Genomic DNA, 10435 nt, shown 5'->3' with positions numbered 1-10435 from the left:
CGGTGACCGCCGCCATCATTTCGGCCACCACCGGTGCGGGATCCTCGCCGTTGAGCTGAGTGGTGACCTGAGGATGAAGCTTTTCTTCTATTGCGAAGGCGACGCAAGCGTCCGTGACGCAGAGTATCGCGAGCAACTGATACAGGTGTCTCTAGGCAGCGGCTCAATCTGCCTTGATGCGCTTACCACCCTGACTGATGGCTCTATTCAGGCGAGGATGATCGACGATGGATCGGACAGGGCCAGCCGAGATATCGAAGCACTGAGCAAGGAGTGTGGGTATTCAGTTGCTGTCTTCAGCACACGTGACCTGGGTCGGGCGAAGATGAGGATCCGCAACTGGCAGGCGGCAATCTCTGCTTTTCACCGGTGCCGCGGTTCGGATCTTACCTCTCTGGCAAAGGAAGTCGAATCGGTGGTTCGGCGGCGCGGCAAGGCGACCTTAGGAGAGGTCATACGAGCACTTAACCGAGGGCACCCAGCAGTGGTGGTGGGAGCTGCGGTTCTTGCGCTGCGCGCTCGATCGATTGGCTCGGATATGGATGCACATCCATGGTCTGTGCACACAAGGCTGCTCAGGTGTGAACATGACCGCTCGAACTAAGTTCAACCGGAGAACTCTTCCGGCAGATCTTGCGAACTATCGTGAGTGCGGCCTTGTCCTCATCGGCCTGCAGCCGCAGCGGCGTGCCGAAGGTGGCCGTGCACAGCAGTGGCAGCGGCAGGAAACGGCCCTTGGGCATCACCCGCTTCAGGTTGTCGATCCACACCGGCACGAACTCCAGTTCCGGCCGCTGCCGCGCCAGATGGTAGATGCCGCTCTTGAACGGCAGCAGCGGCTCGTCGCCGACATTGCGCGTGCCTTCCGGGAACAGGATCAGCGAACAGCCTTCATCGACCGCTTCGCGCAGCACCTGCAACGGGTCCTGCTGGCGATGCCCGGCCTCGCGCTCGACCAGCACGCCGTTGAACACCGCGTCGATCAGGTAGCGGCGCAGGCCGTCGCGCTGCCAGTACTCCGCCGCCGCCACCGGACGCACCTGGCGGCGCAGGGCCGGTGGCATCGACGACCAGATCAGCACGAAGTCACCGTGGCTGGCGTGGTTGCCGTAGTAGACGCGGTGCTCGCTGGACGGCGCGCAGCCGATCCACAGCGCGCGCGCGCCGGTCACCACATGGATCGCGCCACTGCAGGCGCGGGCAATCAGTTCGGCGAACATCCATCCCTCCCGTTCACGTCTGCGGCCACAACACGGCCAGCAACAGCAGTGCGAACTGCACCGCAGTCAGCAGATACTGGCGTAGCAACAGGCGGCGCATGCCGGCCCAGCGCAGATCCCAGCCCCGCGACGGTTCCGCGCCCGGTGTGCGGCGCAGGCCACTGTCATGCAGCAGCCGGTCGATGCGTTGCGCCGCGGCCTCATCCTTCAAGCCTTCATCGCGCAGCAGCTGCAGCAGGCTGGCATCGAGTGCCACCCGCCACGCGTGATAGGCCTGGGCGACGCCTGCCACCACGCTGAGCAGCAACAGTCCGGCGGCAAGCATCGCCAGCCCGGGCTCGATGCCGAGCAGCAGCAACGCCACCAGCAGCAGCGCCAGCGACAGGCCTGCCGGCCAACGCCCCTGCCGCAGCAGCAGCTGCATGGTCGAAATATCAGGCGTGGTGCTCATGCAGGGTCTCCGGCGGCAACGGTGATCGCACGCAGGTGCGCCTTGCCCAGCACGATGCCCGGACGTGCGGCACGCACGATCGCCACCGCCGCATCGGCATCCGCCGCACGACCGCTGCGCAGCAGCCAGGTCGCCACGCAGGCCGCACTGCGCGAGTAACCCAGCGCGCAGCACGCCAGCACCGGCCCGTGCGTGCGAAGGCGCTCGATGGCCTCGGCTGCCTCGCGCAGCTGCTCTGGTTCTGGCACCACCAGGTCCAGCATCGGCACACCGGCGTACGCTGCACCCGGCGCGCAGCAGGACAGCTCGGCACAGGCATCGACCACGCCCACCAAAGGTGTCGGCAATGCCGTGCAGGGAATCCGGCCCAGCCACACGCCGTCCAGCACCGGCACCGGCTGCGGCACGCGTCGCGTCCACCACCGCGAATTGATCCAGGCCGCCGCCAGGTAGGGGGCGAGCAGCCAGCGCGCGGCCATGGTCAGGCGGCCATCGGCCCGCTTCTGGAACACCGCCGTACCCAGCCCGGCATAGGCCAGCGCCACCAGCAGCAACGAAACCCCCGGCCACAGCAGCCACAGCGCCGCGCCACGCAGAAGCACCACCGGCACCAGCAATACGGTGGCCGCCAGCAGGTACAGCGCGGCCAATCGCCAACGTTTGGCATCACGCGCAGTACGCCAGGCGCGCAGCGGCGGCGTGCCCTGCTCCGGCCACAGCCATACGCACAGCCAGCCGGCCAGCAGCCCGGTCGGGATGTCGATGAAATGATGCTGGAACGTGGTCAGCACCGACGCACCGATCAGCAGTGCCCACACATGCAGCACCCAACGCCAGACGCCGTGCAGGTACTGCGCGAACTTCACCCACAGCACGATCAGCAGCACGATGTGCAGCGATGGCGCCTGGTTGAACGGCTTGTCGAAGCCCAGCAGCACATCGAACAGCCAACCGAACACGCCACCGATCTCCGGACGCTCGAAACTGAAGCGCAGCGGCCACAGCAGGAAGCAGGTGACCGCGATCAGCTGTGCACTGAACAGCCGCAGCGCATGCCGGTCCAGTTCCAGACGTTGCCGGCACAGGAAGAAGGAGACCGCGTAGAACAAGTCGATCGACCAGTACGGCACGATCGTCCACGGCACGAAGGGAATGCGCGTCTCCCAGGCAAACGCCATCACCGGCAGTTCGGCATGGCGACCGGCCATCCAGTTGGCGAAGCCATAGCTGGCGAAGAAGAACGGGCCCAGCAGGGCCAGCCACAGCAGGGCGCGCCGCCAGGGGCGTCCTTCTGCGGCCAGCGGGGTGGCGGCCAGCGTCGCCATCACGCGGTCCGGCGCGCCAGCGACACGGTGAAGATGCCGAAGTCATCGATACGCTGCGCCACCTTCTCGAACCCGGCCAGGCGCACCAGCTCATCCATCTCCTGCTGGGTACGGCGGCGCATCACCCACGCGGCGCCGCCTCGATGGCTGGTCAGCGCGCGGGCGATGAATTCCAGCTGGGGGTGCCAGGGCTGGCCGGTGTAGGCCAGGTAGCCGCCCACCGGTACGGTTGCGGCGATGCCCTGCAGCGAGCGCAGCACGGCGTCGTTGTCGGGGAACAGTTCGTACAGGCCCGATACCACCGCCAGCGTCGGCGCCGGGTCCACCGCCGCCAGTTGCGCCGGATCGAACGCATCGCCCTGCTCGAAGAGGGCGATGTCGGCCGCACCGAGGCGCTCGATCAAGGCCTGGCCCTGGGTCACGTTCAGATCGCTGAAATCACGCAGCACGATGCGGTCGGCGCGCTGTTCGCCCTGGCCCAGCGCTTCCAGCACATACCGGCCATGGCCGGCGGCCACGTCCAGCACGCGCACCGGGGTGCCCTGCCCGCGCAGGCGCTGGGCAGCATCGCGCAGCAGTTCCTGCAGGTGCTGGCCACGGATGCGGATGCCGCGCCAGCCGATTGCATCCAGGTAGTTGCGGTCGACCATGCGGCCCAGCGGGCCCTTGCCACGCGCTTCGTCGCGATAGATGTAGTCCAGCGTGCTGCCCGAATCGAAACCGGTCTGCAGGCCCAGTGCGATGCCTTCGGACAACGTCCCGCCGAAGCGCAGGCCACCGCGCACCACGCGCCAGCGCAGGTCGGCGAGGCTGTTGCGTTCCGGCGGCCACGCCAGGATCTCCGATTCCTCGAAGGTCGGCCCATGCCGGTGAGCGTCACGACGCGACAGCTCGCGCAGCGGCTCGGCGAAACGCGCCTGGATGAAGCTGCGGATGCGCGCCAGCGCCGGCGCGCGATCACGTTCGCCCAGGGTGTCGTGGAAGAAGCCGGGCAGGTGCACGCGCTCCTTGATCGGGCTGGACAGGCGCTCGTAGAAACGGTCCTGCGGGCCACGGTGCACCACGAAATCCGAACCGGACACCAGCAGCTGCACCGGCACGCTGATCGCCTGTGCATCGGCCACGATGCGGTCGGCGGCCTCGTACAGGCCCAGCAGCACGCGCACCGAGATCGGCCGGGTGATCAACGGATCGGTGCGGTAGCTTTCCACCCGCGCCGGATCATGGGTCAGCCACTGCGGCTTGACGTAGCTGTTGACGAAGAAGTTACCGCGCAGCTTCTGCATCAATGCCAGGCCCGGGCGCGCGAACGGCACGTACAGCTTCACCTTGAACGCCGGCGAAGCCATCACCAGCGCGCGCAGGCGCGGTGCGTAATCGTGCACCCACGTGGCAGCCACCACCGCGCCCACGCTCTGCGCGATCACCACGATGTCCTGCACCGCGATGCCATGCTCGGCGCCGATGTGGGCGATGAAGCTGTCGAGGTCACGCACCAGCGCCGGGAAGCCCGGTGCATCGCCACGCGCGCCCGGCGACCGGCCATTGCCGCGCGCATCCCAGGCGAAGAAGGCGGTGTCGGGCAGGTCCAGCTCGTCGACCAGGTGGGTGACCCGCCCGGAATGTTCGTGACCGCGATGCAGCAGCACGATGGCCTTGCTGGCCGGGGCTGCGGTGGCGCTCGCCCAGTACCGGTAGAACAGCGGTACCTGGTCGAAGCTGTGGAATTCCCGTTCCTGCGCCTGACGCATGCAATCTCCTGATGGATGTGACGTGTTGTCTTGGTGTGGTTATCGCGGCGCCGCCGCTTCCTGCAGTCCGCGGCGTACGCGGTTGATCATCGTCAGCACGCACAGCACTGCCATGGCTGCGGCCACGCCGCTGACCGTCAGTGCGCCGCCCCAGCCGAAGGCCAGCAACAGGCCCAGCACACCGATCACGAACGCGCGGTCGCTCTTGCCCATCGGGCCGTCATAGCGGCGGCTGGAACCGACCATCAGCCCCAGCACGCCGGCGTACTCGCTCAGCGCCGCGGTCCAGGCCAGCAGCCAAAGCGCCTCCGGGCGCACGCCCGGCACGCCGAGCAGGCTCAGGTACAGCGCCGCATCGGCGATCACATCGCACAATTCGTTCAGATAGGCGCCCAGCCGCGACTGCTGGCCGAATTCGCGGGCCAGCATGCCGTCCACGGCGTTGAGCGCCATGCGCAGCAGCATCCACAGGGGCAGCAACAGGTACAGCAGCGGCTGGGCAGGCGCACAGCACCAGACGGCAGCGGCCACCAGCAGCGAGACCACGGCGGCGGCCACGGTCACCGTATTGGCGGTGATCCCCATGCGGTACAGACCGCGTACGGCCGGACGCAACAGGTCCTGGAAACGTCCTTTCAATGCATAGATCGACACGATCTGTACCTGCTGATCCTTGGCAGTCCGGGCACAGCCTACCCGATCGGGGCGCTGCCGCCCCATCGGATTGCGCGCCGTCTGCGGCCGACCGGGCTGTGCCGAAGGCGGCCACCGGCCCCTGCCCTCGGCCGATTTCGCCCCACGGCGCCCGCCACCGGCCCCCACCGCCTACAATATCGGCCCCGCTCCGCTGCCGATTCTGTCCCATGACTGCTGATCTGTTGCCCGTCCGCCGGGCCCTCCTCTCCGTTTCCGACAAGACCGGTCTGGTCGAGCTGGCCACCGCGCTGGCGGCACGCGGCGTGGAGCTGCTGTCCACCGGCGGCACCGCCAAGGCGATCCGCGAGGCGGGCCTGGCCGTGAAGGACGTGGCTGAGGTCACCGGCTTCCCGGAAATGATGGACGGCCGGGTCAAGACCCTGCACCCGATGGTGCACGGCGGCCTGCTGGGCCGCTCCGGCCTGGATGACGCGGTGATGGCCGAGCATGGCATCGGCGCCATCGACCTGCTGGTGCTGAACCTGTATCCGTTCGAATCGGTCACCGCAAAGGCCGACTGCACCCTGGCCGACGCGGTTGAGAACATCGACATCGGCGGCCCGGCCATGCTGCGTTCGGCGGCCAAGAACTTCGCCCGCGTGGCGGTGGCCACCGACCCGTCGCAGTACGCCGAACTGCTGGCCTCGCTTGAAGCCAACGACGGCCAGCTGAGCGCTGCCACCCGCTTCGCGTTCTCGGTGGCCGCGTTCAACCGCGTGGCCCAGTACGACGCGGCCATCAGCAACTACCTGTCGGCGGTCACCGCCACCGACGCCGACGTACCGGCGCGTGCCGAGTACCCGGCGCAGATGAATTCCACCTTCGTGAAGGTGATGGACCTGCGCTACGGCGAGAACCCGCACCAGAGCGGCGCGTTCTACCGCGACCTGTACCCGGTGCCGGGCACGCTGGCCACGTTCCAGCAGCTGCAGGGCAAGGAACTGAGCTACAACAACCTGGCCGACGCCGATGCGGCGTGGGAATGCGTGCGCCAGTTCGACGCGCCGGCCTGCGTCATCGTCAAGCACGCCAACCCGTGCGGCGTGGCCGTCGGTGCCGGCAACGGCGACGCCTACGAACTGGCCTACGCCACCGACCCGACCAGCGCCTTCGGCGGCATCATCGCCTTCAACACGCCGCTCGATGCGGCCACTGCGAAGGTCATCCTGGACCGCCAGTTCGTGGAAGTGCTGATCGCCCCGGACTACGAGCCGGCCGCGCTGGAGTACGCGCAGAAGAAGGCCAACGTGCGTGTGCTGCGCATCCCGCACGGCGACGGCCTGAACAACTTCGACAGCAAGCGCGTGGGCTCGGGCCTGCTGCTGCAGTCCTCGGACAACCGCGGCATGACCCGCGATGAGCTGAAGGTGGTGAGCAAGCTGGCACCGACCGACAAGCAGTTCACCGACCTGCTGTTCGCCTGGAAGGTGGCCAAGTTCGTGAAGTCCAACGCGATCGTCTACGCCAAGGACAACCGCACGATCGGTGTCGGCGCCGGCCAGATGAGCCGCGTGTACTCGGCGCGCATCGCCGGCATCAAGGCCGCCGATGCAAACCTGGTAGTGGAAGGTTCGGTGATGGCTTCCGATGCGTTCTTCCCGTTCCGCGATGGCATCGATGCCGCAGCGGCCGCCGGCATCAAGGCGGTGATCCAGCCGGGCGGCTCGATGCGCGATGCCGAAGTGATCGCCGCCGCTGACGAACATGGCCTGGCCATGGTGTTCACCGGCGTGCGCCACTTCCGCCACTGATCCTGGAGCGACACGGATGTCCGCAGTTTCGATGAAATCCCTGGCCGCCCTCGCCCTCGCGGGCGCGGTCGTGCTTGCGGGCTGCAAGCCAGCCGCGTCCCCCGCGCCTGCGCCGCCGTCGGAGGCCGCCTCGGCGGCCCCTGCCGGGCCGACGGCGCACGTGAGCCGCACCGCGCGGCTGCAGGCCTTCCTGGTCCAGCGCTACGGCAAGAACGCCAGGCTCTCCGGGCAATGGCACAGCAGCTGGAACGACGATGGCGAAACCCGTCCGATGGACTGGCAGGTCTGCGCCGAGCAACCGGTGGTGAGCGGCGACAGCTGGCAGCAGTTGCTGGCGGTCTGCGGCGCACTGTCCGAAGGCGCGCACATCGACCCGGGCACGATCGACTTCTATGTGCTGCGCCCGAAGGGCGATGGCTTCGAAGTGACCAGCGAACTGACCGGCGAGCGCTTCGGTAGCGGTGGCCAGCCCGGCACCGTCAGTGTCATCCGCGCCGGCAGTGACTTCTATGGCTTCCGGGTCGAGGACGGCTGGTTCGGGCAGGGCTTCTCACTGCTTTCGCAGTCGCTGATCCTGCCGGGTCCAAACGGCCTGGTGGCCAGTGGCAGCGTGCGCAGCCATATCGACAATGACGCCCAGTACGAGTGCGACAACCTGGGGGCCAGCAGCGACCCGGACACCGTCGAGGACTGCCGCACCCGCCGTTTCAGCATCGATTTCGCACTGCGTTTCGACGACATCGACCGCAGCGCGCGCGTCTGGCCGCTGCTGATCGAGGAAACCGGCAGCACCTGCGGCGGCAAGCAGGTCCGGCAGCAGCACCGCTTTACCCTGGACCCGAAGACCTGGGCCTATTCATTCCCCGAATCGCTGCGACGCGAAGGCTGCGAGTGAGCCACGCGCGCCGCCGGGGATATCGATCTTCCCTTCCCACGCAATCTGGAATCTCGTGATGAACGTACTTGTCATCGGCTCTGGCGGCCGCGAACACGCCCTGGCATGGAAGCTGGCCCAGTCCTCCCGTGTCACCGAAGTGATCGTGGCGCCCGGCAACGCCGGCACCGCCAGCGAAGACAAGTGCCGCAACGTGGCGGTGAAGGTCACCGACATCGACGGCCTGCTGGCGCTGGCCCAGGCCGAAGGCGTGGCGCTGACCGTGGTCGGCCCGGAAGTGCCGCTGGTGGCCGGCGTGGTCGACCGCTTCCGGGCCGCCGGTCTGCGCATCTTCGGGCCGACCGCCGCCGCCGCGCAGCTGGAAGGCAGCAAGGCCTACGCCAAGGATTTCCTGGCCCGCCACAACATCCCCACCGCGTTCTATGCCGTGCACACCGAGGTGGACGCGGCGCTGGCCTACATCCGCGACAAGGGCGCGCCGATCGTGGTCAAGGCCGATGGCCTGGCGGCCGGCAAGGGCGTGATCGTGGCAATGACCTTGGCCGAAGCCGAGGACGCGGTGCGTGACATGCTGTCGGGCAACGCCTTCGGCGACGCCGGTGCGCGCGTGGTGATCGAAGAGTTCCTCGACGGCGAGGAGGCCAGCTTCATTTCGATGGTGGACGGCGTGCATGCGCTGCCGATGGCCACCTCGCAGGACCACAAGCGCGTCGGCGACGGCGACACCGGCCCGAACACCGGCGGCATGGGCGCCTATTCGCCGGCGCCGGTGGTCACGCCAGAGGTGTACGCCCGCGTGATGCGCGAGGTGGTGAATCCCACCGTGCAGGGCATGATCGCCGACGGTATCCCGTTCACCGGCTTCCTCTACGCCGGCCTGATGATCGATGCCAGCGGCGCACCGAAGGTGATCGAGTTCAACGTGCGTTTCGGCGACCCGGAAACCCAGCCGGTGATGCTGCGCCTGCAGTCGGACCTGGTGGAGCTGGTGGAAGCCGCCATCGACGGCCGCCTGGACCAGGTAGAAGCGCAGTGGGATGCGCGCCCGTCGCTGGGCGTGGTGCTGGCCGCCAAGCCGTACCCGGAAACGCCGATCACCGGCGACGTGATTTCCGGCCTGGACGACGTGCCGGCCAGTGCCAAGGTGTTCCATGCCGGTACGGCATTGGATGCACAGGGCCAGGTGCTCAGTGCCGGCGGCCGCGTGCTGTGCGTGGCTGCACTGGGTGACAGCGTGCGCGACGCGCAGACCAATGCCTATGCCGGCGTGGCCAAGGTCAGCTGGGCCAACGAGTTCCACCGCACCGACATCGGCTGGCGCGCGATCGCACGCGAGGGGTGAGGCCTGGTAGATCCACTACACAGCTTCCTGCATGGAACCAGATCACGGATTCTGGGAGTCTTCACCGTCCTCGGCATGGAAGCCGGGACGGTGCGCTTCGGGAAGAAGCGACGCACGTCAAGCGAAGGAAATTACGCTGAGTGAATCTGCTACTTCGCCGAGTCAAGATAACGCTTCCAGTTCTCGAAGAGCCGCGCAACATTCTGCTCATGTGAGTGCGCAGCCGGATCATACCCATCAGAAGCTGGCATGTACCTGACAAAGCTCTCCAGAGACTCCGGGTAATCAAAATCAGCGTAGATCCTCTCAACCTCTCCGAGCGGATCAGCAATCTCATCGCGCTTAGCGTAAGCGTCCGCGAGAAATGCAACCAGCCATCTTCTGAAAATCTCATCCTCGTTTGAGTTCTTGTCGAATGCCGCCAACTGCGCAGCTACGCTATTACGCTCATCGGGAAAAGCCCCTTCAAGTCTTTCAATCAAGGAGTTCAGATTGAACTTCTCTTCCAGTCCCTTCTGCTCCGACGCGCAGTGCTTCGCAACCTCAAAGTCAATCAGATGGCGCCCCAGTGCCCACGCCACCTCGGTCTGACTCCAGGGCCCATAGGGTTGAATACAGTCATACGTTCTCATGTAGACACTCACTTCTTGTTTGGTATTCCGTTCATGCTGCCACCTTCCACAAATCTTTGATGGGTCAAGTCGCCAGCCTTGTCGACTATGTATTCAAACCGACCAGCCTTTCCATTGAGTTCACCGGGTAGCTGAGTCAGAGTGCGAACCACGCCGTCGCCTCCTGTCAATGGAGTATGAACACCTGCTTCTGCAGCGGTCTCTCGCATAAAGGTCGCTGAATTGTGCCCAGCGTCCGCTTTGAGTGCACTTCCAACAGGCCGGGAATTCAAAAGTGCCCGACCTTCTGCACTCAGAGCTTTGGATGCCGCAACACCCCGGTAAGTGTCAACAAAGTTGTCCGCGATTTCATGCCGCGAACGGCAAGTTCGG

General features: G+C 66.5%; 10 protein-coding genes and 1 pseudogene. 4 read left to right on the top strand and 7 right to left on the bottom strand.

Going from position 1 to position 10435, the window contains the following annotated elements:
- The coding region (locus ACQKDV_RS15820; protein ID WP_427784976.1) for a hypothetical protein at nucleotides 1-604 on the top strand (604 nt) is incomplete at its 5' end.
- On the opposite strand, the gene ACQKDV_RS15815 is transcribed toward ACQKDV_RS15820, so the two are convergent.
- From ACQKDV_RS15815 to ACQKDV_RS15795, 5 genes are read right to left on the bottom strand one after another with little or no spacing between them, the layout of a single operon-like run.
- Nucleotides 576-1220 (bottom strand): lysophospholipid acyltransferase family protein, encoded by a 645-nt coding sequence (locus ACQKDV_RS15815; protein ID WP_427784974.1) that lies wholly within the window; start codon nucleotides 1218-1220, stop codon nucleotides 576-578. The two genes, ACQKDV_RS15820 and ACQKDV_RS15815, sit on opposite strands and share 29 nt — an antisense overlap.
- Nucleotides 1221-1233: 13 nt before the next feature.
- On the bottom strand, nucleotides 1234-1671 hold the full coding sequence (locus ACQKDV_RS15810; protein ID WP_427784972.1) for a hypothetical protein: 438 nt from the start codon (nucleotides 1669-1671) through the stop codon (nucleotides 1234-1236).
- Entirely contained in the window at nucleotides 1668-2996 is a 1329-nt protein-coding gene (locus ACQKDV_RS15805; RefSeq protein ID WP_427784970.1) for a phosphatase PAP2/dual specificity phosphatase family protein, read from the bottom strand. The genes ACQKDV_RS15810 and ACQKDV_RS15805 overlap by 4 nt, the downstream gene beginning before the upstream one ends.
- On the bottom strand, nucleotides 2996-4747 hold the full coding sequence (locus ACQKDV_RS15800) for a bifunctional alpha/beta hydrolase/class I SAM-dependent methyltransferase (RefSeq protein ID WP_427784969.1): 1752 nt from the start codon (nucleotides 4745-4747) through the stop codon (nucleotides 2996-2998). Before ACQKDV_RS15800 ends, ACQKDV_RS15805 begins: the two co-directional genes overlap by 1 nt.
- Nucleotides 4748-4786: 39 nt before the next feature.
- Nucleotides 4787-5401 (bottom strand): CDP-alcohol phosphatidyltransferase family protein, encoded by a 615-nt coding sequence (locus tag ACQKDV_RS15795; RefSeq protein WP_427784967.1) that lies wholly within the window; start codon nucleotides 5399-5401, stop codon nucleotides 4787-4789.
- A gap of 209 nt (nucleotides 5402-5610) precedes the next feature.
- On the opposite strand from ACQKDV_RS15795, the gene purH reads away from it, so the two are divergent.
- The 3 genes from purH to purD are packed head-to-tail and all read left to right on the top strand — an operon-like array spanning nucleotide 5611 to nucleotide 9431.
- Complete coding sequence (gene purH, locus ACQKDV_RS15790) at nucleotides 5611-7194, top strand: bifunctional phosphoribosylaminoimidazolecarboxamide formyltransferase/IMP cyclohydrolase (protein ID WP_427784965.1); 1584 nt, start codon at nucleotides 5611-5613, stop codon at nucleotides 7192-7194.
- Nucleotides 7195-7210: 16 nt separating this feature from the next.
- Complete coding sequence (locus tag ACQKDV_RS15785; RefSeq protein ID WP_427784963.1) at nucleotides 7211-8089, top strand: hypothetical protein; 879 nt, start codon at nucleotides 7211-7213, stop codon at nucleotides 8087-8089.
- A 58-nt stretch (nucleotides 8090-8147) separates the two neighbouring features.
- On the top strand, nucleotides 8148-9431 hold the full coding sequence (gene purD / locus ACQKDV_RS15780; RefSeq protein ID WP_427784962.1) for a phosphoribosylamine--glycine ligase: 1284 nt from the start codon (nucleotides 8148-8150) through the stop codon (nucleotides 9429-9431).
- A 149-nt stretch (nucleotides 9432-9580) separates the two neighbouring features.
- Here the strand turns inward: purD and ACQKDV_RS15775 are convergent, their stop codons facing one another.
- The gene (locus ACQKDV_RS15775; RefSeq protein WP_158003716.1) at nucleotides 9581-10012 is read right to left on the bottom strand and encodes a DUF2247 family protein; all 432 of its coding nucleotides are present in this window, start codon (nucleotides 10010-10012) and stop codon (nucleotides 9581-9583) included.
- A gap of 59 nt (nucleotides 10013-10071) precedes the next feature.
- A pseudogene (locus ACQKDV_RS15770) lies at nucleotides 10072-10435 on the bottom strand (hypothetical protein); the annotation flags it as partial.

This window comes from Stenotrophomonas sp. NPDC077659 (assembly GCF_050268705.1).
Lineage (GTDB): Bacteria > Pseudomonadota > Gammaproteobacteria > Xanthomonadales > Xanthomonadaceae > Stenotrophomonas.
The sequence above is the reverse complement of the archived record's forward strand: the minus strand, read 5'-3'. Positions and strand labels throughout refer to the sequence as shown.

What these genes read in the sequence shown, in the direction of transcription:
- ACQKDV_RS15805 (WP_427784970.1), bottom strand. Translation starts at nt 2,996, where the DNA reads ATGGCGACGCTGGCCGCCACCCCGCTGGCCGCAGAAGGACGCCCCTGG.
- ACQKDV_RS15815 (WP_427784974.1), bottom strand. Translation starts at nt 1,220, where the DNA reads ATGTTCGCCGAACTGATTGCCCGCGCCTGCAGTGGCGCGATCCATGTG.
- ACQKDV_RS15810 (WP_427784972.1), bottom strand. Translation starts at nt 1,671, where the DNA reads ATGAGCACCACGCCTGATATTTCGACCATGCAGCTGCTGCTGCGGCAG.
- purH (WP_427784965.1), top strand. Translation starts at nt 5,611, where the DNA reads ATGACTGCTGATCTGTTGCCCGTCCGCCGGGCCCTCCTCTCCGTTTCC.
- ACQKDV_RS15785 (WP_427784963.1), top strand. Translation starts at nt 7,211, where the DNA reads ATGTCCGCAGTTTCGATGAAATCCCTGGCCGCCCTCGCCCTCGCGGGC.
- purD (WP_427784962.1), top strand. Translation starts at nt 8,148, where the DNA reads ATGAACGTACTTGTCATCGGCTCTGGCGGCCGCGAACACGCCCTGGCA.
- ACQKDV_RS15800 (WP_427784969.1), bottom strand. Translation starts at nt 4,747, where the DNA reads ATGCGTCAGGCGCAGGAACGGGAATTCCACAGCTTCGACCAGGTACCG.